The sequence below is a fragment of the Azoarcus sp. PA01 genome, assembly GCA_001274695.2.
In the GTDB taxonomy this organism is placed as follows: Bacteria; Pseudomonadota; Gammaproteobacteria; order Burkholderiales; family Rhodocyclaceae; genus Aromatoleum.
In genome coordinates, this window is sequence record LARU01000002.1 from 1546931 (window position 1) to 1568466 (window position 21536).

Here is a 21536-nt window from a genome sequence, read left to right on the forward strand (position 1 = left end):
CGTCAGATCGGCCGGTTATCGTCCCGGTCCACCGGCCGATACTGCGGCAGCAACAGCAGGAAGTGCAGCGGAAGCCACAACGCGGCGCTCGTGAAGCTCGACAGGAAATACCCCCAGCCGGGAAATTCGGCGCCGGCGACGAGCCGCACCAGCACCATGATGAGCTGCGTTAGGAACAACATCGGCAGGATGTGCAGCGCCTGCTGCAACGGCGGAAACCACAGCACGCGACGCGCGATGGACGTCGCGAGGTAGGCGAGCACGACATACGCGAGCGCGTGCTGCCCCATCGCCGCGCCCTGCCCGATATCGACCAGCAGGCCGAACACGAAAGCCGTCCCCATGCCGACGCGCCGCGGCTCGCGGATGCACCAGAAAGCCAGCACCAGCGGCACCCAGTCGGGCACGCCGGGGAGCCGGCCGGTCGGGATGTACGCCAGGCCGAGCGCGACGAACAGGCTCAGGAACACGAACCAGTTCTTCGCCGGCTGCAGGATGCGACTCGATCGATGGGTCGGCTGCACGACTATCCTTTCCGCTCGGTGCGCCGCAGCGGCGCAGCGTCGGGCTGCGGGCGCGGCGGCGGAGCTTCGGCCCGTCCGAGCACCAGCACCTGCGTCGTGCGCTCGACCGCGGCGACCGGATCGCACAGCACGACGGCAAACGTCTGCGCCTCGTGGTCGACGCTGACGACTTCGGCCACCGGCAGTCCGGCGAGGAAAATGCCGTCGAGGCCCGACGTTTCCAGCCGGTCGCCGACGAGCACATCGACTCCGGACAGCGTGAAGCGCAGCTCCATGCGTCCCTGGCCTGCGCCGAACAGCACGCCGCGCAGCCCGTTGCGCGCGACCTGCACCGGCACGGCCTGGTCCTTGTCGGTCAGCAGCGTGACTTCCGCCTGCACCGGATACACGCGCGTGACCTGCCCGATCATGCCCTGCGCGTTGACGACCGCCATTCCGGCCGCGACGCCGTGCTGGCTGCCGCGGTCGAGGATCACCTTGCGCGAGAACGGGTCGGGCCCGTCGTAGAGCACTTCGGCGGCGACGCTGCGCACGCCCGGCGCCGGCGCCATCTGCAGCAGTTCCCGCAGCTGCGCGTTGTCGCGTTCGAGCTGCTCGAAGCGCAGCAGCCGCTGCGCCGCATCGAGCTGGCTGCGCCGCAGCTCGGCGTTGTCGTGCTGCACTTCGACGAGGGTCGCGAAATAGACTGCCGCGTTACGGACGAAATCGACCGGTGCGGCCGCCGCCATCTGCAGCGGCCAGGTCGCGACCGACAGCCCCTGGCGCACCACTTCGAGGTAACGGAACCGCAGGTCCGCGACCAGCATCGCCAGGCACACCGAGACGAGCACGAGCAACCGCACGAGCGGCGTCGGACCTTGCTTGAAAACGGGCGGAGACTGATGGCCGGCCAGCGACATCGCGGCGACTAGGCGGGGCGAGCAGCGCGCGGCAGGCGCCGCCGCCCGGGACTCGCCTTATTCCGAAGCGAAGATGGAACCAAGCTTGTCCATTTTCTCGAGCGCCATGCCGCAGCCGCGCGCGACGCATGTCAACGGCTCGTCGGCGACGATCACCGGCAGGCCGGTTTCTTCCATCAGCAGCCGGTCGAGGTCGCGCAGCAGCGCGCCGCCGCCGGTCAGCACCATGCCGCGGTCGGCGATGTCGGCGCCCAGTTCGGGCGGCGTCTGTTCGAGCGCGATCTTCACTGCCGAGACGATCTGGTTCAGCGGCTCGGTCAGCGCTTCGAGGATCTCGTTGCTCGAGATCGTGAAGCTGCGGGGAATGCCTTCGGCGAGGTTGCGGCCCTTGACTTCCATCTCGCGCACTTCGGAGCCCGGAAAAGCGGAGCCGATGCCCTTCTTGATGTTCTCCGCGGTCGTGTCGCCGATCAGCATGCCGTAGTTGCGGCGGATGTAATTGACGATCGAGTCGTCGAACTTGTCGCCGCCGACGCGCACCGACCCCGCATACACCATGCCGCCGAGCGAGATCACGCCGACTTCGGTGGTGCCGCCGCCGATATCGACGACCATCGAACCGGTCGCGTCCGACACCGGCAGCCCCGCGCCGATCGCCGCCGCCATCGGCTCCTCGATCAGGTACACCTGGCTCGCGCCGGCCGCGAGCGCGGCGTCGCGGATCGCGCGCCGCTCGACTTGGGTCGAGCCGCACGGGACGCAGACGATGATGCGCGGCGACGGCGAGAACATCCGCGAGTCGTGCACCTTCTTGATGAACTGCTTGATCATCTGCTCGGTGACGACGAAGTCCGCGATCACGCCATCTTTCATCGGCCGGATCGCGGTGATGTTGCCCGGCGTCTTGCCGAGCATCTGTTTCGCTGCGTGTCCGACGGCCTGGATCGTGCGCTTCGCGTTCGGCCCGCCTTCGGTGCGGATCGCGACCACCGACGGCTCGTCGAGCACGATGCCTTTGCCCCGCACGTAGATCAGCGTGTTGGCAGTGCCGAGGTCGATCGCCAGATCGTTGGAAAAATAGGAACGCAGGAAACCAAACATGGACAATTCCGAGACCAATGAAGACGGGGCAGATGTACCGGCCAGAACAGGCGGCAAACGAATATGATAACCTACAAACCTTTGTGGCTTAAGCAGGTTTTGTTACCTCATGTCGCTCTCCACTGAACAGGTCCGGCGCATCGCCACGCTCGCCCGGATCGAGCTCTCCGACGCCGACGCCGAAGCGACCCGCGGCAAGCTGAACGGCATTTTCGGCCTGATCGAGCAGATGCAGGCCGTCGACACCGCCGGGGTCGAGCCGATGAGCCACCCGCAGGACGTCGCACAGCGCCTGCGCCTCGACGTCGCGACCGAGCCCGATCGCCGCGAAGCGTTCCAGCGCATCGCCCCGCAGACCGAAGCCGGACTGTATCTCGTTCCCAAAGTCATCGAGTAAGGAAGCGCGGGCGCCGGCAGCGGCACGGATCGCACGAAGCATTTTCGTCCCGGCTGTGCGGCGCTCCCACGACATATGATCAACGCCAGCCTCACCGAACTGCGCGCCGCGCTCGACGCCGGAAAAATCTCGAGCGTCGAACTCGCGACGCTCTTCCTCGACCGCATCGTGCGGCTCGATCCGCGCCTCAACGCTTTCATCACCGTCGACCGCGACGGCGCGCTCGACGCCGCCCGCGCCGCCGATGCGCGCATCGCCGCGGGCGATGCCGGCCCGCTCACCGGCATCCCGCTCGCGCACAAGGACGTGTTCTGCACGGCAGGCGTGCTGACGACCTGCGGCTCGAAAATGCTCGCGAACTTCGTCAGCCCGTACGACGCGCACGTCGTCAGCCTGCTGAAAACCGCCGGCGCCGTCAGCCTCGGCAAGACGAACATGGACGAGTTCGCGATGGGCTCGTCGAACGAGAACTCCCACTTCGGCCCGGCCAAGAACCCGTGGGACACGAGCCGCATTCCGGGCGGCTCGTCGGGCGGCTCGGCCGCCGCAGTCGCCGCGCGCCTCGTGCCGATCGCGACCGGCACCGACACCGGCGGCTCGGTGCGCCAGCCAGCGGCGCTGACCGGCGTCACCGGCATCAAGCCGACTTACGGCGTCGTCAGCCGCTACGGCATGATCGCGTACGCGAGCTCGCTCGACCAGGGCGGCGCTTTCGGCGCGTCCGCGGCCGACTGCGCGCAGCTCCTGACCGCGATGGCGGGTTTCGATCCGCGCGACTCGACGAGCCTCGAACGGCCTGCCGAAGACTATTCGCGCGAGCTCGCCGCAGCAGCCGCTGCCCGCCCGCTCGCGGGCCTGCGCATCGGCCTGCCGAAGGAATTCTTCGGCGCCGGCATGGCCGACGACGTGCGCGCCGCGGTCGACGCGGCGCTCGACGCCTACCGCGCGCTCGGCGCGACGACGGTGGACGTGAGCCTGCCGAACGCGCAGCTCGCGATCCCCGCTTATTACGTGATCGCGCCGGCCGAAGCGTCGAGCAACCTGTCGCGCTTCGACGGCGTGCGCTACGGCCACCGCGCAGCCGAATACCGCAACCTTGCCGAGATGTATTCGAAAAGCCGCGCCGAAGGCTTCGGCGCCGAAGTCAAGCGGCGCATCCTCGTCGGCACGTACGTGCTGTCGCACGGCTACTACGACGCGTACTACCTGCAGGCGCAAAAGCTGCGCCGCCTGATCGCGCAGGATTTCCAGGCTGCGCTCGCGGACTGCGACGTCATCGCCGGGCCGACGAGCCCGACGACCGCATGGGCGATCGGCGAGAAGTCCGACGATCCGGTGCAGATGTACCTGTCGGATATCTACACGATCGCGGTGAACCTCGCCGGCCTGCCGGGCCTGTCGCACCCGTGCGGCTTCGGCGCGGGCGAGCTGCCGGTCGGCCTGCAGCTCGTCGGCGACTATTTTTCCGAAGCGCGCCTCTTGAACGCCGCGCACCGCTTCCAGCAGGCGAGCGACTGGCACTTGCGCCGGCCGGCGATCGCCGCGTGAACGAGAGTTTGACATCATGAGCAGAAACGACTGGGAAGTGGTCATCGGACTGGAAGTCCATGCCCAGCTGAACACCGCGTCGAAAATCTTTTCCGCCGCCTCGACCGCGTTCGGCGCCGCGCCGAACGTGCAGGCGAGCGCCGTCGACATCGCGCTGCCGGGCGTGCTGCCGGTCCTGAACCGCGGCGCGGTCGAGCGGGCGATCCGCTTCGGCGTCGCGATCGGCGCGACGGTCGCGCCGAAAAGCGTTTTTGCGCGCAAGAACTACTTCTACCCGGATCTGCCGAAAGGCTACCAGATCAGCCAGTTCGAGCTGCCGGTCGTGCAGGGCGGCGCGATCACGATCCGCGTCGGCGACGGTGACAACGCGTACGAGAAGACCGTGCAGCTGACGCGCGCGCACCTCGAGGAAGACGCCGGCAAGTCGCTGCACGAAGACTTCCACGGCATGAGCGGCATCGACCTGAACCGCGCCGGCACGCCGCTGCTCGAAATCGTCTCCGAACCCGACATGCGCTCCTCCAATGAGGCGGTCGCGTACGCGCGTGCGCTGCACGCGCTGGTGCGCTGGATCGACATCTGCGACGGCAACATGCAGGAAGGCTCGTTCCGCTGCGACGCGAACGTCTCGGTGCGCCGCCCCGGCGGGCCGCTCGGTACGCGGCGCGAGATCAAGAACCTGAACTCGTTCCGCTTCCTGCAGCAGGCGATCGACTTCGAAGTGCAGTGGCAGATCGACACGCTCGAGGACGGCGGCACGATCCAGCAGGCGACGGTGCTGTTCGACCCCGACAGCGGCGAGACGCGCGTGATGCGCTCGAAGGAAGACGCGCACGATTACCGCTACTTCCCCGACCCCGACCTGCTGCCGCTGGTGATCTCGCCGGAATGGATCGCCCGGGTGCGCAGCGAAATGCCGGAGCTGCCGGGCGCGATGAAGGCGCGGCTCGTCGCCGACTACGGCCTGTCCGCGTACGACGCGGCGAGCCTCACCGCGTCGAAGGAAATCGCCGCGTACTACCAGGCGATGCTCGCTGCGGCCGACGCGAAACCGGGCAGCCAGGTGCCGAAGCTCGGTGCCAACTGGGTCATGGGCGAACTGGCCGCGCAGCTCAACCGCGCCGAACGCGACATCGGCGACTCGCCGGTCGCCCCCGCGCAGCTCGCGGGTCTCGTGCAGCGCATCGCCGACGGCACGATTTCGAACAACATCGCGCGCAAGGTGTTCGCCGCGCTGTGGAACGGCGAAGGCGGCAGCGGTGCGGACGCCGCCGATCGCATCATCGAAGCGCAGGGCCTGCGCCAGGTGAACGACAGCAGCGCGCTCGAACCGATCATCGATGAAGTGCTCGCCGCGAACCAGAAGTCCGTCGACGAATTCCGCGCCGGCAAGGACAAGGCGTTCAACGCGCTCGTCGGCCAGGTCATGAAAGCGAGCCGCGGCAAGGCGAACCCCGCGCAGGTCAACGAGATGCTCAAGCGCAAGCTCGAAGCCTGAGCCGCCCAAACGCGCGCGGAAACGCCCGGCCGGCCGCGAGCGGAATGCGCGGTTGCGCCGCTCGCTATAATGCCAGGTAGCGATCAGCGACCTGAAAGGACCGGCGATGTGTCAGCTCCTCGGCATGAACTGCAACGTGCCCACGGACATCTGTTTCTCGTTCGCGGGCTTCCAGGCGCGCGGTGGCGTCACCGATCACCACCGGGACGGATGGGGCATCGCGTTTTTCGAAGGGCGCGGCGTGCGCGTTTTCCTCGACCCGCAGCCGAGCGCGAATTCCCCGGTCGCCGAACTCGTCCGCAACTACCCGATCCGCTCGCTCAACGTCATCGCCCATATCCGCAAGGCGACGCAGGGCCAGGTGCGGCTCGACAACACGCATCCGTTCCAGCGCGAACTGTGGGGGCGCTACTGGATCTTCGCCCACAACGGCAACCTGCTCGACTACGCGCCGGCACTCAGCGGGCGCTTCCTGCCGGTCGGCAGCACCGACTCCGAAGCGGCGTTCTGCGACATCCTGCAGTGTCTGGCGCAGCGGTTTCCGGACGGCCCGCCGAGCGCCGTCGTGCTGCACGCGGCGCTGCGCGAACTGACGATCGATATCGGACAGCACGGCGAGTTCAACTATCTGCTGTCGGACGGCGAGCACCTGTTCGCCCATTGCTCGTCACGGCTCGCGTTCATCGTTCGCGAAGCGCCATTCACGGTCGCCCACCTCGCCGACCAGGACATGACGGTCGACTTCAGCCGCCACACCACGCCGAACGACCGCGTCGCGGTCATCGCGACCGTGCCGCTGACCGACAACGAAACCTGGCAGCAGATGACGCCCGGCTCGCTCGTGGCTTTTCGGCACGGCGCCCCGGTACCGCTCGGCGACACTCGCACGATCGCCTCGCAACCGTCCCGTGCGACCGGAAGCAGGTAAATTTTGCTTCATCGCGGAATGTTGACAGGCTACAGTTGGCGTTTGCCAGATTCCGATGACTGCGGAGCCGCCGATGGACTGCACTTTGTGTGTTGCCGAAATGGAAACGCCGGTGTGGCGCGACGGGAGCTGTCGCGTCATCCTCGTCGGTGATCCCGACTACCCCGGTTTCTGCCGCGTCGTGTGGCACGACCACGTCGCCGAAATGAGCGACCTCACCCCGCCGGCGCAGCGCCACCTGTTGAATATCGTGCTCGCGACCGAGACCGCGCTGCGCCAGCTGATGCGCCCGGACAAGATCAACCTCGCGAGCCTCGGCAATGTCGTGCCGCACCTTCACTGGCACGTCGTTCCGCGCTTTCGCGACGACAAACATTTCCCGCAGCCGATCTGGGGCATTCCTCAGCGCGAAGGTGTGCGGCGCGAAGCGCCTGCGGTCGACGCGCTCGCCGCCGCGATCGTCACCGCTCTGACCGAGCTGACCGCCGGCTGAATCCGGTCCGTCCAGGCCTCCCCGTCGAGCATCGACAATCCAAGGATCGCATGGCGCACGAATCCCCGATCGACTACGGCAGTCCGGCCGAGTGCCTCGAGCTGCTCAGGCGCCTGCGCGTGCTCGACATCGACGCGACGCAGCGCACGCTCGCGGACATCGTCGCCGGGCTGCTGCGCGCGTTGCCGGCGCCGAACCAGCACCTCGAAGTCCTCGAAGCGGTGCGGGCGCCGGTCGACATCGTGCAGGCCGAAATGGCGAAGCGCTACGCCGCCCACCCGCTCCCTCCCGACAGCAGCGAAAACGAGACGCTCGCGCGAGTCGTGTCGCTGTGGCGCGGGATGGCACGTTCGTATGCGCAGATCAGCCGCCAGGACGCGGCTGTCGGCACCCTCGACGACCAGCACGCGCTGCTCGCGCAGCGGCGCGTCGATTACACCGGCAGGGCGCTGCTGGAGTACTTCCGCGCTCACCGGGCGCCGCCCCACGGCACGTGGGCCGAGCTGCACGACAGCTATTCGGTGGCCGAAGCGCGCGGCGTCGCCGGCGTTCGCGTGCCCGATTCGCTCAACGAAGTATGGAAAGCGCAAAGTGCGCTGGAAGCTTACGTCGCGGCCGTGCTCGTCGACCTCGCGAATCCGTTCGGCCGCGGCGAGCGGGAGTTCGGATGGGTACACCGCTGGGCGCAGCGCTTCGCCCCCTATTGCAGCCTCGACGCGGAGTCCGACCCCGGGCGAACGGAAGCAGCGGCGTTCGGAATCGATCTTGCCGGCGACCACGGACCGCGCCCGCTGTGGGTGATGGGGCCGCCGGGCGCGCGCGTGCGCCGCTTCGATGCCGGCCGGCTCGCCGGGCAGATCCGGGCCGTGCTGACGCAATTCAGGCACGGCGCCGCGCCGGCTTCGCTCGGCCTGGGCGCGGACTGTTCGACCGATGCGTGTGCAACGCTGCTGCTGTCCCTTTATCGCCCCTGGGGCGTCGCATCGGCGGCGCGACGCTTTCCGCGACGCGGCGGAAAGGGGAGCGCGGAGCTGTGCGGCGACTGGCTGACGATCGGCTTTCACGTCGCGGGCAGGACGTTCGAGCAGCCGGCCACGAGCGCGACGGCCCGCAGCGTCGCAGACGACGTTTCGCTGCTGACTTTCGGCGAGCAGGCGCCCGACACAGGCGGCGGGTGGTCGGAACGGCAGCGGCAATGCGCCGCGGCGACGCTCGGCTTCGTCTGCGAACACTGGAACATCGTGGACCATTCGGTGAACGGCTTTCGCCTGCAGCAACACCCGCACACCGAGCGTCTCGAGCATCATCAGCTCGTCGGCATCCGCCCGCCCGACGGCGACCATTTCCTGCTCGGGCAGGTGACCTGGCTGATGTACCGGGAGGACGGCGTGATGGAAGCCGGCATCCACGTTCTGTCGGGGTTGCCGAAAGTCGTGGCCGCCCGCCTGTTCGGCCTGAACGTGGGCACGCATGTCGCCTACCAGCAGGCTTTCCTGCTGCCGCCGACGCCGGCGCTGAAGACCCGGGCGTCGCTGGTGCTGCCCGGCGGGTGGTTCCAGGCGCGGCGCATCATCGAAATCCATGACGGCGAGCCGCTGCAGGTCAGGCTGACCGCGCTGCTGACGCGCGGCACGAATTTCGATCAGGTCAGTTTCGAAGCGCTGGCCGATCCGGCGCCAGACGCGCCGCAGGAAACCGCGCACTGAAACGGCTGCCCTGGCCATACTCGCTTTCGATCAGCAGCTGCGCGTCATGACGCGACAGGATGTGCTTGACGATCGCGAGGCCGAGCCCGGTCCCGCCGGTTTCGCGCGAGCGGCCGCGGTCGACGCGGTAGAAGCGCTCGGTCAGCCGCGGAACATGCCGGGCTTCGATACCGATGCCGGTGTCTTCGACCGCGAATTCCGCTCCGCTGCCGACCGGTCGCCACACCAGGCGAATCCGCCCGCCGTCCGGCGTGTAGCGCACGGCGTTGCTCGCGAGGTTCGCAAACGCTGAACGCAGTTCCTTGCCGCTGCCGAGCAGCACCGCAGCTTCGCTTCCTGGCGCGATGACGAGACTGACGTCGTGGCGCCCGCCCGACAGCAACTCGGTGTCGCGCGCGACGTCGGCGAGCAGCGGTCCGACCGCGATCCTCTCTTCGGCCGCTGCCGGCGCGCCGGTCTCGAGCGCGGACAGCGTCAGCAGGTCTTCGATCAGTGACTGCATCCGGCACGACTGGTCGAACGCGAGGCGAAGATAACGCAGCGCTTCGGCGGGCTCGAGCTCGTCGTGCGCGTCGATGAGTGTTTCGAGGAAGCCGATGACGACCGTCAGCGGCGTGCGCAATTCGTGCGAGACATTCGCGATGAAGTCGCGGCGCATCGTTTCGAGTTTTTCGAGCTGGCTGATGTCGCGTGACACGATCATTTTCTGCCCGTCGCCGAACGGCACGGCCTGCACCAGCAGCGTCAGGCCCGGCCGGCGACCCGCGCGGAGGATCACCGGCTCGGCTTGCTCCGGCGTCGCGAGCAGGCGCACGAACCCGGGTTCGCGCACCAGCGTCGTGACCGGTACTCCCTCGTCCCGCGAGGCGTCAAGGCCGAAATGCTGCCCCGCCGTGGTGTTGATCCACTCGATCCGGTCGCTCGCCGAAAGGTACATCACGCCGTCAGGCATCGCTTCGCTCGCTTCGCGAAAACGCTCCAGCGCGGTCGAGAGCTGCTCGCGCGCCTCGTCGCCGACGCGTGCCCGCCGTGCGAGCCCGGCGAACGCGTAGTGCCAGGTTCCCGCGCCGTGCGGCGGCGGCACGCCGACCGGTTGCTGCGTCCAGGCGACGAGCCGGCAGAGATTGTGCACATGGTGCAGATACAGCAGCAGCACGCCGCCGCTCATCGTCAGCAGCGCGGCCAGCGGGCCGGCGACGAGTCCGACGGCCAGCGCCGCCAGCGCGATGAGCGCGAGCATGGCGGCCGCCATGCTCCAGACGTAACGGGCAGAAGGGAGAATGGCGGGCTCCGGCAGGCAGTCGGGGCCGGATTATTGCACGCCGGTGCCCTCGACCCGGAGCGAGAAACGGTAGCCGCTGCCGCGCACCGTCTGGATCAGCTGGTCGTGCCCGCTCGGCTCGAGCGCTGCACGCAGGCGCCGCACATGCACGTCCACGGTGCGGTCCTCGACAAAGACGTGATCGCCCCACACCTTGTCGAGCAGCTGCGCGCGCGAATGCACGCGTTCGGGATGCGTCATGAAGAAATGCAGCAGGCGGAATTCAGTCGGACCGAGCGCGACCGGCCGGTCCCCGCAGCCGACGCGGTGCGTCGCCGGGTCGAGCCGCAGGCCGCCCGCCTCGACCGCGTCCTCGGTGGTTTGCGGGGCGCGCCGGCGCAGCACCGCGGTGATGCGGGCGGCGAGTTCGCGCGGGCTGAACGGCTTGGTGACGTAGTCGTCGGCGCCGCTCTCGAGACCGGCGACCTTGTCCTGCTCTTCGCCGCGCGCCGTCAGCATGATGATCGGAATCTCGCGAGTCCGCTCGTCGGCCCTGAGCCGGCGCGCGAACTCGATGCCCGTCATGCCCGGCAGCATCCAGTCGAGCAGCACCAGGTCGGGCAGCGCGTCGCGCAGCCGTTGCGCCGCCTCCTCGGCGTCGGATGCGCGCAGGACGCGGTGGCCGGCGCGGCTCAGGCTCGCGGCGATGAGCTCCTGAATCGCCAGTTCGTCTTCGACTAGCAGAATGTTCGCGGGCATCGAGGCATCACTCCATGTTGGCCGACGCAGTGTATTGCAGCCATTTGAATTTTTTGTGACAAGTGGCACCGGCCCGATCGGCGCGGCCCCTGGCACGCCCGGCCGGCCTGCGCCGATTCGGGTATGATTGGACTCCCGACATCGCCCGACTCACCAGTCACCATGGCCGGACTCGACGACAAGACTCCCATTCCCACTGCGCTGACGTTGCACCGCAAATCCCGCGTGCTCGAAATCGCGTTCGACGATGGCAGCGAGTTTTCGCTGCCGTTCGAGTATCTGAGGGTGTATTCCCCTTCGGCCGAAGTTCGCGGACACGGAGCCGGCCAGGAAGTGCTGCAGGTCGGCAAACGCGACGTTGACATCGTCGATGTCGAACCGGTCGGCAACTACGCCGTGAAACCGGTGTTCTCCGACGGCCACGACAGCGGCCTGTATTCGTGGGACTACCTGTACCACCTCGCGACGCAGCACGACACGCTGTGGCAGCAGTATCTCGACCGGCTCGCGCAGCAAGGCCGCAGCCGCGATCCCGCCGAAAATCCACCCGCCCCGCCCAAATCCGGGTGTGGCGGTCACAAGCACTGAGCATGAACGAGAAGACGACGCAAAAGACGACTCATTTCGGCTTCGAGACGGTAGCGGAAGGCGAAAAACACAAAAAAGTCGCCGAGGTGTTTTCCTCGGTCGCCGGCCGCTACGACGTCATGAACGATCTCATGTCCTTCGGCCTGCACCGGCTGTGGAAAGCGTTCACGATCCAGATCTCGGGAGTCGGCCGCGGCGATCGCGTGCTCGACGTCGCCGGCGGGACCGCAGACCTGTCGCTCGCGTTCGCGAAACGGGTCGGCCGCGACGGCCAGGTGTGGCTCACCGACATCAATCACGCGATGCTGTCGCGCGGCCGCGATCGCGTGCTCGACCGCGGCTTCGCGCTGCCGGTCGCGCAATGCGACGCCGAGAAGTTGCCGTTTCCCGACAACTGGTTCGACTGCGTGACGGTCGCGTTCGGCCTGCGCAACATGACCCACAAGGACGTCGCGCTCGCCGAGATGCGGCGCGTGCTGCGTCCGGGGGGCCGCCTGCTCGTGCTCGAGTTCTCGAAAGTCTGGGCGCCGCTCGCGCCGGCTTACGATTTCTATTCGTTCAAGATCCTGCCGTGGATGGGCGACAAAGTCGCGCACGACGCGGACAGCTACCGTTATCTCGCCGAATCGATCCGGATGCACCCTTCGCAGGACGAACTGAAGGCGCTGATGGAACGCGTCGGCCTGAAGCGGGTCGATTACTTCAACCTGACCGGGGGCGTCGTCGCCCTGCACCGCGGTTACAAGCTCTGATCGCGCAGCGTGCGCCCGCTCCTTTCCGGTAGCGCGACCGTCGGCTTCACAATGAACGGAGACTTATCCCCCATGAAAAACCTGCTTCTCGGCCTGATCGCGGTCATTTTCACGCTCGGTTTCGGCATCCCTGAAGCCGACGCCAAACGCCTGGGCGGCGGCGGCAGCTTCGGCATGCAGCGCCAGATGACGCCACCGGCGCCGCGCCAGCCATCGGCCGCTCCGCAGCAGACGCCGCAGGGCGCGAACGCCGTGCCGCAGAAGCGCTCGTGGATGGGCCCGCTTGCCGGGCTGGCCGCCGGCCTCGGCCTGGCGGCGCTGTTCTCGCACCTCGGCCTCGGCGCCGAAATGGGCTCGCTGCTGATGATCGCGCTGCTGGTCTTTGCCGCGCTGATGCTGTTCCGCATGCTGTCGCGCCGCAATGCAGCAGCCCGCTCGGGCGGGGCGATGCAGTACGCCGGCGCTCCTGCCGGCGCCAATTTCCCCGCTGCTGCGCCGGTCAGCTTCCCCGCGGCCGGCAGCGCGGCGCCAGCGCCGGTCGCCAACATCCCGGCGAACTTCGACGCCGAAGCGTTCGTGCGGCAGGCCAAAGTGCAGTTCATCCGCCTGCAGGCTGCCAACGATGCCGGCAATCTCGAAGACATCCGCGAATTCACGTCGCCCGAGATGTTCGCCGAAATCCGCATGCAGCTGACCGAACGCGGCCCGGGAACGCAGCGCACCGACGTCGTGGAACTGAACGGCGAAGTCCTCGAAGTCGTCGAGGAAGCGCAGCGCTACGTCGTCAGCATCCGCTTCTCCGGCCTGCTGCGCGAAGAAGAAGGCGCGGCGCCGGCGGCGTTCGACGAAGTGTGGCACCTGACCAAACCCAGGACCGGAAACGCCGGCTGGGTCGTGGCGGGCATCCAGCAGCTTTCCTGAACCCTCTACGCGGACCTTCGGAATTCCGGGGTCCGCCGAACACGATGTCCTTCGCGACGCGCGGTTTCCTCACCGCTATCAACCACCTGCTGGCTTCGGCGCCTTGGGCGCGGGAACGGCTCTCGCCGCACGCGGGCCGGCACGCGCTGCTGCATGCCGACCCGTTCGAGATCACGTTCACGGTCGGCCCGGAAGGATTTTTGGCCGCCGCGGACGCTGCCACGGCACCTGCGATCACGCTTTCGCTGCCGCTCGCCGCGCTGCCCCGCTTCGTCACCGGAGATCCTGGCAAGGCAATGAGCGAAGTGCGCATCGACGGCAATGCCGAGTTCGCCGATGCGCTCGGCTTCGTATTCCGCAATTTGCGCTGGGACGCCGAGGAAGACCTGTCGCGCGTGCTCGGCGACATCCTCGCGCACCGCGTCGTGCTCGGGGCGCAGGCCGTCCGGAACGAGGGTTTGAGGGCGTGCGAGGCGCTCGGCGGCAACGTCATTGAATATCTCACCGAAGAGCAGCCGCTCCTCGTCGCGCGCGCGGCGCTCGAAGGGCATGGCGGGGAACTCGGCACGTTGCGCGACGACCTCGCGCGCCTCGACAAGCGTGTCGAGCGGCTGGGCGCCTCCCGAGCGTTCGCGCCGTCGCACGAAGATCCTCGGGCATCCGCGATGACCGTTCCGCCGGCAGGGCGCTATTAAGGCGGCAATCAAAGACAACTTTCGCCCTGCGCCGTTCGGCAAGCTCTGGGCAGGCTTGCCGAAGGGCGCTGCCAAGGCTTCGACACGCTCAGCCCGACGGTATTCGAGTGCCGGGAAACCGCCAAACAAAAAGGGCAGTCCTGACGGAGCTGCCCTTTTTCCTTTGCCCGATGCCGGCGGCTTCGCTGGCTGTCCGGCGCTCAGTGGCCGCGCTTGCGCAGCTTCTGGATCGCTGCGATCTGCGCGATCGCTTCGGCCAGTTCCGCCTGCGCCTTGGCGTAATCGATTTCGGTCGACTGGTTTTTCAGCGCCTCTTCCGCGATGCGCTTGGCTTCGAGCGCTTTCGCCTCGTCCAGATCCTTGCCCCGGATCGCGGTGTCGGCGAGCACGGTGACCAGGCCGGGCTGCACTTCGAGAATGCCGCCGGCGACGAAAACGAGTTCTTCCTCCGCCTGGTCGGGACGCTTCACCCGTACCGCACCCGGCTTGATCCGGGTCATCAGCGGCATGTGGCCGGGCAGGATCCCGAGCTCACCCGCTTCACCCGGAAGCGCGACGAACTCCGCCAGCCCGGAAAAGATCTGCTCTTCCGCGCTGACGATGTCCACGTGGACCGTCATTGCCATAGTGATGTCCTTTTCAAGGCCGCACGACAGCGAACTGCCGTGCGGCGGGCCCGATTACTGGAGCTTCTTGGCCTTCTCGATGGCCTCTTCGATACCGCCGACCATATAGAACGCCTGTTCGGGCATGTGGTCGCACTCGCCGTTGACGATCATCTTGAAGCCGTTGATCGTGTCCTTGAGCGGCACGTACTTGCCCGGCGAACCGGTGAACACTTCCGCGACGTGGAACGGCTGCGACAGGAAGCGCTGGATCTTCCGCGCGCGCGACACCGCGAGCTTGTCTTCCGGCGACAGTTCGTCCATGCCGAGAATCGCGATGATGTCGCGCAGTTCCTTGTAGCGCTGCAGCGTCACCTGCACCTGGCGCGCGACGTTGTAGTGCTCTTCACCGACCACCAGCGGGTCGAGCTGGCGCGAGGTCGAATCGAGCGGATCGACCGCGGGGTAGATACCCAGCGCGGCGATGTCGCGCGACAGCACGACGGTCGAGTCGAGGTGCAGGAAGGTTGTCGCCGGCGACGGGTCGGTCAAGTCGTCCGCAGGGACATACACGGCCTGGATCGACGTGATCGAGCCGACCTTGGTCGACGTGATGCGCTCCTGCAGACGGCCCATTTCTTCCGCGAGCGTCGGCTGGTAACCCACCGCGGACGGCATCCGGCCGAGCAGCGCGGACACTTCCGTACCGGCCAGCGTGTAGCGGTAGATGTTGTCGACGAAGAACAGGATGTCGCGGCCTTCGTCGCGGAAGCGCTCGGCCATCGTCAGGCCAGTCAGCGCCACGCGCAGGCGGTTGCCCGGCGGCTCGTTCATCTGACCGAACACCATCGCGACTTTGTCGAGCACGTTCGAGTCCTTCATCTCGTGGTAGAAGTCGTTCCCTTCACGGGTCCGCTCGCCCACGCCGGCGAACACCGACAGGCCCGAGTGCTGCTTGGCGATGTTGTTGATCAGTTCCATCATATTGACGGTCTTGCCGACACCGGCGCCGCCGAACAGACCGACTTTGCCGCCTTTCGCGAACGGGCAGACCAGGTCGATAACCTTGATGCCGGTCTCGAGCAGGTCGACCGACGGCGACAGGTCGTCGAACTTCGGCGCCTTCGCATGGATCGGGCGCAGCTCGTCGGCCTCGATCGGGCCGGCTTCGTCGATCGGGCGGCCGAGCACGTCCATGATGCGGCCGAGCGTGCCGTGGCCGACGGGGATCGAGATCCCTTTGCCGGTGTTCGCGACCTTCATGCCACGGCGCAGGCCGTCGGAGGAACCCATTGCAATCGTACGCACCACGCCGTCGCCGAGCTGCTGCTGGACCTCGAAGGTCAGCCCATCTTCGGCGAACGAACCGGCGGCAGTCTCGAGCTTGAGCGCGTCATACACCTTGGGCATCGCTTCGCGGGGGAACTGGATATCCACCACGGCGCCGATGCACTGAACGATCGTTCCTTGACTCATCGTCGTTTCCTTAAATCAGTTATGCGTTACACCGCGGCGGCGCCGCCGACGATCTCCGACAGCTCCTTCGTGATCGCTGCCTGACGGGTCTTGTTGTAGACCAGCTGCAGTTCCCCGATCACGTTCTTCGCGTTGTCGGACGCGGCCTTCATCGCGACCATGCGCGCGCTCTGCTCCGAAGCCATGTTCTCGGCGACCGCCTGATAGACCAGCGCCTCGACGTAGCGCACCAGCATCTCGTCGATGACGACCTGCGGGTCGGGCTCGTACAGGTAGTCCCACGAACCTTCCGGCGTGCCGAGCTTGTCGCCGGTCAGCGGCAGCAGCTGCTCGAGCACCGGCTCCTGCTTCATCGTGTTGATGAAGCGCGTGTAAGCCACATAGACCGCGTCGAGCTCGCCGTTCTGGAACGCGTCGAGCATGATCTTGACCGGGCCGATCATCTTTTCGAGATGCGGCGTGTCGCCGAGCTGCACGACGTGCGACACGACTTTCGCGCCCATGCGCTGCATGAAGCCGAAACCCTTGTTGCCGATGCAGCAAGCCTGGATTTCGGTCGCGCCGGAGGCGTCCCAACCTTTCATCGCGTTCAGCGCGACGCGCTGGACGTTGGTGTTGAGACCGCCGCAAAGACCCTTGTCGGTGGTGACCAGAATCAGACCCACCCGCTTCATCTGGTCCTTCTGGACGAGAAACGGGTGCTTGTAGTCGGTCACATTGGCCTGGGACAGGTTCGCGGCGAGGCGGCGGATCTTCTCGGCATAGGGACGGGCAGCACGCATCCGGTCCTGCGCCTTGCGCATCTTGGATGCGGCCACCATTTCCATGGCCTTGGTGATCTTGCGCGTGTTTTGCACGCTCTTGATCTTGGTACGGATTTCCTTACCGCTAGCCATATTCCGTCTCCGTCCGCGGCCTTAGGCCCAGCTCTTCTTGAACTCGTCGATCACTGCGACCAGTTGCTTCTCGCCGTCGGCGTCGAGCTCTTTGGACGTCATGATCTTGGTCACGAGAGCCGGATTCTTGGCCTTGACGTACTGCTGCAGCCCGGATTCGAACGCCAGCAGGCGCGGCACTTCGACGTCGTCGAAATAGCCGTTGTTGACCGCGTACAGCGTGATCGCCATGTCGGCGACCGACAGCGGCGCGTACTGCGGCTGCTTCATCAGTTCGGTGACGCGGCGGCCGCGCTCGAGCTGCTTGCGCGTCGCGTCGTCAAGGTCGGACGCGAACTGCGCGAACGCGGCGAGCTCGCGATACTGCGCGAGGTCGGTCCGGATGCCGCCCGAGAGCTTTTTGATGACCTTGGTCTGGGCGGCACCACCGACGCGCGACACCGAGATACCGGCGTTGATAGCGGGACGGATACCGGCGTTGAACAGGTCGGTGTCGAGGAAGATCTGCCCGTCGGTAATCGAGATCACGTTCGTCGGCACGAACGCGGACACGTCGCCGGCCTGCGTTTCGATGATCGGCAGCGCGGTCAGCGAACCGGTCTTGCCTTTGACTTCGCCGTTCGTGAACTTCTCGACGTGATCGGCGGACACGCGCGACGCACGCTCGAGCAGGCGCGAGTGCAGGTAGAACACGTCCCCGGGGTAGGCTTCGCGGCCCGGCGGGCGGCGCAGCAGCAGCGAGATCTGGCGGTAGGCCCACGCCTGCTTGGTCAGATCGTCGTAAATGATCAGCGCGTCCTGGCCGCGGTCGCGGAAGTATTCGCCCATCGTGCAGCCCGAGTACGGGGCGATGAACTGCATCGCGGCCGATTCGGAAGCGGTCGCGGCGACGACGATGGTGTATTCCATCGCGCCGTGCTCTTCGAGCTTGCGCACCACGTTCGCGATCGTCGAGGCCTTCTGGCCGACCGCGACGTAGACGCAGAACATGTCCTGGCCTTTCTGGTTGATGATCGCATCGACCGCGACGGCCGTCTTGCCGGTCTGGCGGTCGCCGATGATCAGCTCGCGCTGGCCGCGGCCGATCGGCACCATCGCGTCGACCGACTTCAGGCCGGTCTGCACCGGCTGCGACACCGACTGGCGCCAGATCACGCCCGGCGCGACTTTTTCGATCTTGTCGGTGAGCTTCGCGTTGATCGGACCCTTGCCGTCGATCGGCTGGCCCAAGGCGTTGACGACGCGGCCGATCAGCTCGGGGCCGACCGGTACTTCGAGAATGCGGCCGGTCGCCTTGACCGGGTCGCCTTCGGTGATGTGTTCGTATTCACCCAGGACCACCGCACCGACCGAGTCGCGCTCGAGGTTCAGCGCGAGGCCGAAAGTGTTGCCGGGGAACTCCAGCATTTCGCCCTGCATGACGTCGGCGAGACCGTGAACGCGCGTGATGCCGTCGGTAACCGACACCACGGTGCCTTCGTTGCGCGACGTGGCTGCGAGCTGCAGGTTCTGGATCCGGCTCTTAATCAGGTCACTGATTTCAGAGGGGTTGAGTTGCATGTATATGCTCCTAGTTCTTTAGCGCAGCGGCCATGTTCGCGAGCTTGCCGCGGACCGAGGCGTCGATCACTTCGTCGCCGATCGCGATGCGGACCCCGCCGATGAGTTCGGGGTCGAGGCTGACCTTGATGTTCAGCCGGGTCTTGAAACGCGTCTCAAGATCGGCTTTCAGGTTCGCCAGCGTCGCATCGTCGAGCGGGAACGCGGAGGCGATTTCCGCCTCCTGGACGCCTTCGTGTTCGTTCTTCAGTTCAACGAACAGGTCACGGATCTCCGGAAGCACCTGCAGACGCTCGTTGTCGACGAGGACACGAACGAAATTCTGCAGCTCGGGAGTGAAGCCTTGTCCCGCCACGTCGATGAACAGCTGATACAGCTGGTCGGCGGACAGTTTGGGATTGCTGATGCAGGCTTTCATCGACGCATCCGCGGCAGCGGCGGCGAGACGATCGAGTGCTTCCGACCAAGGCCCCAGCGCACCTGCCCCGCGAGCCAGCTCGAAGGCGGCATCCGCATAGGGGCGCGCGATGGTGACGTTCTCGGCCATGGCTTATTGCAGTTCCGTTTTCAGGTTGGCGAGCAGGTCGGCATGCACCTGCGCGTTGATTTCGCGACGCAGGATCTTCTCGGCGCCGGCGACAGCCAGATGGGCGACCTGGTCACGCAGCGCTTCCTTGGCGCGCTGGGCGGCCGTGCCGGCTTCGGCTTCGGCAGCTTCGCGGGCCTGGGCGATGATGCGGGCAGCTTCGGCACGGGCGTCGTCGAGGAATTTCGCCGCCTGCTTTTCGGCGGAGGTGCGCACGTCACCCGCGGATTCGCGAGCCTTGCGCAGTTCATCGACGACTTTCTTCTCGGCGAGCGAGAGGTCGGCCTTGGCCTTGTCCGCAGCTGCCAGCCCGTCTGCGATCTTCTTCGCGCGCTCGTCGAGCGCCTTCACGATGGGGGGCCACACGAACTTCATCGTGACCCACGCCAGAATGAAGAACACAACGAGCTGAGCGATCAGGGTTGCGTTCAAATTCACTGTTCTTGTCCCTCGGTTGTGGTCGGAGAGGCCGAAAGAGGCGAAATAAACGAACCGATCAGACCAGCTGGAACGGGTTGGCGAACGCGAACATCATGGCGATACCGACGCCGATCAGGAACGCCGCGTCGATCAGACCGGCCAGCAGGAACATTTTGGTTTGCAGCGCGTTCATCAGCTCGGGCTGACGGGCGGAAGCTTCGAGGTACTTGGAGCCCATGATGCCGATACCGATACAAGCACCGATGGCGCCCAGACCGATGATGAGGCCAGCAGCCAGAGCAACAAAACCCAGAACGTTTTCCATGACGACTCCTTGAGTAAAAGATTGATGAAGTTGAAAAACCAGGTACTGCAATAAACCGTTAGTGGCTTTCGTGCGCCTGGCCGATATAGACCAGCGTCAGCATCATGAAGATGAAAGCCTGCAGCGCGACGATCAGGATGTGGAAGACCGCCCAGATCGAGCCCGCGACGATGTGGCCGACGAAGCCGAACACGGTCGCGGTGCCGCCGAGCAGTGCGATCAGCATGAAGATCAGCTCGCCGGCGTACATGTTGCCGAACAGCCGCATGCCGTGGGAGACGGTCTTGGCGACGAATTCGATGATCTGCATCAGGAAGTTGACCGGCCACAGCAGCGGGTGGCTGCCGAACGGTGCAGTGAAGAGCTCATGCACCCAGCCCGAGAGGCCCTTGATCTTGACGTTGTAGTAGAGGCAGATCAGCAGCACGCCGATCGACATGCCGAGCGTGCCGTTCAGGTCGGCAGTCGGCACGACGCGCAGATAGGCGTGCTCGTTGCCGGAAATCATCGCCCACAGCCGCGGCAGCAGATCGACCGGCAGGAAGTCCATCGAGTTCATGAGGAAGATCCACAGGAACACCGTCAGCGCGACCGGCGCGACGAACTTGCGCGATTCGGCGCTGTGGATGATGCCTTTTGCCTGGTCGGCGACCATTTCGACGAGGATCTCGACGGCGGCCTGGAACCGACCGGGAACGCCGGGCGTCGCCTTGCGGGCCGCCCGGATCAGGAAGAACAGCGTGATGACACCGAGCGCGATCGAGAAGAACAGGGTGTCGAGGTTCCATACGCTCCAGTCCACCACTGCCGTCTGGGCGTGGCCGGTGGAGTTCATATGGGTCAGGTGGTGGACGATGTATTCGCCGGAGGTCGGTGCTTCGGTAGCCATGGTCAGGTCTTCACCAAAAATGCAAATAAATTCGCCTTGAGTGCCAGGATCAGGCCGATGAAGATGGCGCCCCAATGGACGTCTTCATAAAACTGCCCGACCAGCACCAACAATCCCACGATCGACGCGATCTTGAGGAACTCGCCGATAAAGAAAACGATCACATTCGCTCCGCCCTGCCGTTTCGACGCCAGGTGCAGCCGGAGCGCGAAAACCGCATTCGGCAAGACGCAGGAAAGCCCTCCGAGGGCTGCGGAAACTCCGCCGCGCAGGCCGAAAAAAACGGCCGCAATGGCCGTAGCTGCGATCGTCGCGCCAAGCTGCAGGAAAACCATCTTGAACATGGGATCCGCCGAGGCGATGCGCAGCATGCGCAGACCGCTTCAAAAATTCCGGCAATACTAGGGGTTAACCGCTACGAAGTCAAACCGATATTGCATCTTGCGTCGTGTGCGGCGTCAGGTCATGCATCTTATACAAGATATCGAATCCGGTCGCGAAAAATTGCGTATCGCGCGTCCCGGGAAAGTCGCCGACATTCGTGCGAACGGCGGGTCTGCGCCGCGCAACCGCCTGCAGGCCTCTTCACCTGCAGCCGGGTCGGGACGAAAATGCTACGCTACTTGGCGCCGCACCGTCGCGGACGTTTCGCGCAGCGGAGGCTGCCGGCCGATGCGAAGAATCCCCTGTCCCATGAGCCATGCGATGA

General features: G+C 66.1%; 24 protein-coding genes. 10 read left to right on the forward strand and 14 right to left on the reverse strand.

All coding sequences use genetic code 11. The annotated features are described in order from the left end of the window. Window positions 1-2: 2 nt before the first annotated feature. The 3 genes from mreD to PA01_08140 are packed head-to-tail and all read right to left on the reverse strand — an operon-like array spanning window position 3 to window position 2524. The gene (mreD, locus tag PA01_08130; GenBank protein ID KON81570.1) at window positions 3-524 is read right to left on the reverse strand and encodes a rod shape-determining protein MreD; all 522 of its coding nucleotides are present in this window, start codon (window positions 522-524) and stop codon (window positions 3-5) included. Between the two features lie 2 nt (window positions 525-526). Next, window positions 527-1423 carry a rod shape-determining protein MreC gene (gene mreC / locus PA01_08135; protein KON81571.1) on the reverse strand — a complete coding sequence of 299 codons (897 nt, stop codon included), beginning with the start codon at window positions 1421-1423 and terminating at the stop codon, window positions 527-529. 57 nt (window positions 1424-1480) lie between these two features. Further along, a complete protein-coding gene (locus tag PA01_08140) occupies window positions 1481-2524 on the reverse strand; it encodes a rod shape-determining protein (GenBank protein ID KON81572.1) in 1044 nt (347 codons plus the stop codon). A 109-nt stretch (window positions 2525-2633) separates the two neighbouring features. On the opposite strand from PA01_08140, the gene gatC reads away from it, so the two are divergent. The 6 genes from gatC to PA01_08170 all read left to right on the forward strand — a co-directional run bounded on the left by gatC (window position 2634) and on the right by PA01_08170 (window position 9094). Continuing rightward, the gene (gene gatC, locus PA01_08145; protein KON81573.1) at window positions 2634-2921 is read left to right on the forward strand and encodes an Asp-tRNA(Asn)/Glu-tRNA(Gln) amidotransferase subunit GatC; all 288 of its coding nucleotides are present in this window, start codon (window positions 2634-2636) and stop codon (window positions 2919-2921) included. A 75-nt stretch (window positions 2922-2996) separates the two neighbouring features. Then, window positions 2997-4469 (forward strand): Asp-tRNA(Asn)/Glu-tRNA(Gln) amidotransferase subunit GatA, encoded by a 1473-nt coding sequence (gene gatA / locus PA01_08150; protein KON81574.1) that lies wholly within the window; start codon window positions 2997-2999, stop codon window positions 4467-4469. Window positions 4470-4485: 16 nt separating this feature from the next. Continuing rightward, window positions 4486-5967 carry an Asp-tRNA(Asn)/Glu-tRNA(Gln) amidotransferase subunit GatB gene (gene gatB, locus PA01_08155; GenBank protein ID KON81575.1) on the forward strand — a complete coding sequence of 494 codons (1482 nt, stop codon included), beginning with the start codon at window positions 4486-4488 and terminating at the stop codon, window positions 5965-5967. Between the two features lie 106 nt (window positions 5968-6073). Then, the gene (locus tag PA01_08160; GenBank protein KON81576.1) at window positions 6074-6895 is read left to right on the forward strand and encodes a class II glutamine amidotransferase; all 822 of its coding nucleotides are present in this window, start codon (window positions 6074-6076) and stop codon (window positions 6893-6895) included. A 73-nt stretch (window positions 6896-6968) separates the two neighbouring features. After that, on the forward strand, window positions 6969-7388 hold the full coding sequence (locus PA01_08165) for an HIT family protein (protein KON81577.1): 420 nt from the start codon (window positions 6969-6971) through the stop codon (window positions 7386-7388). A gap of 50 nt (window positions 7389-7438) precedes the next feature. Then, window positions 7439-9094 carry a hypothetical protein gene (locus tag PA01_08170; protein KON82389.2) on the forward strand — a complete coding sequence of 552 codons (1656 nt, stop codon included), beginning with the start codon at window positions 7439-7441 and terminating at the stop codon, window positions 9092-9094. Here PA01_08170 and phoR read toward each other — a convergent pair. Further along, window positions 9036-10346 carry a phosphate regulon sensor histidine kinase PhoR gene (gene phoR, locus PA01_08175; protein KON81578.1) on the reverse strand — a complete coding sequence of 437 codons (1311 nt, stop codon included), beginning with the start codon at window positions 10344-10346 and terminating at the stop codon, window positions 9036-9038. The two genes, PA01_08170 and phoR, sit on opposite strands and share 59 nt — an antisense overlap. A gap of 60 nt (window positions 10347-10406) precedes the next feature. Then, entirely contained in the window at window positions 10407-11114 is a 708-nt protein-coding gene (phoB, locus tag PA01_08180) for a phosphate regulon transcriptional regulator PhoB (GenBank protein ID KON81579.1), read from the reverse strand. Between the two features lie 162 nt (window positions 11115-11276). On the opposite strand from phoB, the gene PA01_08185 reads away from it, so the two are divergent. The 4 genes from PA01_08185 (at window position 11277) to PA01_08200 (ending at window position 14070) form a co-directional block, all read left to right on the forward strand. After that, a complete protein-coding gene (locus PA01_08185) occupies window positions 11277-11702 on the forward strand; it encodes a DUF971 domain-containing protein (protein KON81580.1) in 426 nt (141 codons plus the stop codon). A 2-nt stretch (window positions 11703-11704) separates the two neighbouring features. Then, entirely contained in the window at window positions 11705-12454 is a 750-nt protein-coding gene (ubiE, locus tag PA01_08190) for a bifunctional demethylmenaquinone methyltransferase/2-methoxy-6-polyprenyl-1,4-benzoquinol methylase UbiE (GenBank protein ID KON81581.1), read from the forward strand. A 72-nt stretch (window positions 12455-12526) separates the two neighbouring features. Then, window positions 12527-13375 carry a Tim44-like domain-containing protein gene (locus PA01_08195; protein ID KON81582.1) on the forward strand — a complete coding sequence of 283 codons (849 nt, stop codon included), beginning with the start codon at window positions 12527-12529 and terminating at the stop codon, window positions 13373-13375. Window positions 13376-13419: 44 nt separating this feature from the next. Then, the gene (locus tag PA01_08200) at window positions 13420-14070 is read left to right on the forward strand and encodes an SCP2 sterol-binding domain-containing protein (protein ID KON81583.1); all 651 of its coding nucleotides are present in this window, start codon (window positions 13420-13422) and stop codon (window positions 14068-14070) included. A 200-nt stretch (window positions 14071-14270) separates the two neighbouring features. Here PA01_08200 and PA01_08205 read toward each other — a convergent pair whose 3' ends face one another. Genes PA01_08205 through PA01_08245 form a run of 9 tightly spaced genes read right to left on the reverse strand, consistent with a single transcriptional unit; the run spans window position 14271 to window position 21171 of the window. Further along, entirely contained in the window at window positions 14271-14696 is a 426-nt protein-coding gene (locus PA01_08205) for a F0F1 ATP synthase subunit epsilon (protein ID KON81584.1), read from the reverse strand. Window positions 14697-14750: 54 nt separating this feature from the next. After that, complete coding sequence (gene atpD, locus PA01_08210; protein ID KON81585.1) at window positions 14751-16151, reverse strand: F0F1 ATP synthase subunit beta; 1401 nt, start codon at window positions 16149-16151, stop codon at window positions 14751-14753. Between the two features lie 26 nt (window positions 16152-16177). Then, the gene (gene atpG / locus PA01_08215) at window positions 16178-17047 is read right to left on the reverse strand and encodes a F0F1 ATP synthase subunit gamma (GenBank protein KON81586.1); all 870 of its coding nucleotides are present in this window, start codon (window positions 17045-17047) and stop codon (window positions 16178-16180) included. A 21-nt stretch (window positions 17048-17068) separates the two neighbouring features. After that, window positions 17069-18607 (reverse strand): F0F1 ATP synthase subunit alpha, encoded by a 1539-nt coding sequence (gene atpA, locus PA01_08220; GenBank protein KON81587.1) that lies wholly within the window; start codon window positions 18605-18607, stop codon window positions 17069-17071. A 10-nt stretch (window positions 18608-18617) separates the two neighbouring features. Next, the gene (locus PA01_08225; GenBank protein ID KON81588.1) at window positions 18618-19154 is read right to left on the reverse strand and encodes a F0F1 ATP synthase subunit delta; all 537 of its coding nucleotides are present in this window, start codon (window positions 19152-19154) and stop codon (window positions 18618-18620) included. A 3-nt stretch (window positions 19155-19157) separates the two neighbouring features. Continuing rightward, window positions 19158-19631, reverse strand: a complete 474-nt coding sequence (locus PA01_08230) for a F0F1 ATP synthase subunit B (protein ID KON81589.1) — start codon at window positions 19629-19631, stop codon at window positions 19158-19160. Between the two features lie 58 nt (window positions 19632-19689). Then, window positions 19690-19938 carry a F0F1 ATP synthase subunit C gene (atpE, locus tag PA01_08235; GenBank protein ID KON81590.1) on the reverse strand — a complete coding sequence of 83 codons (249 nt, stop codon included), beginning with the start codon at window positions 19936-19938 and terminating at the stop codon, window positions 19690-19692. Between the two features lie 58 nt (window positions 19939-19996). Beyond that, on the reverse strand, window positions 19997-20827 hold the full coding sequence (atpB, locus tag PA01_08240) for a F0F1 ATP synthase subunit A (GenBank protein ID KON81591.1): 831 nt from the start codon (window positions 20825-20827) through the stop codon (window positions 19997-19999). A gap of 2 nt (window positions 20828-20829) precedes the next feature. Beyond that, window positions 20830-21171: an ATP synthase subunit I gene (locus tag PA01_08245; protein ID KON82390.1), complete on the reverse strand. Its 342-nt coding sequence runs from the start codon at window positions 21169-21171 to the stop codon at window positions 20830-20832. Window positions 21172-21536 lie beyond the last annotated feature (365 nt).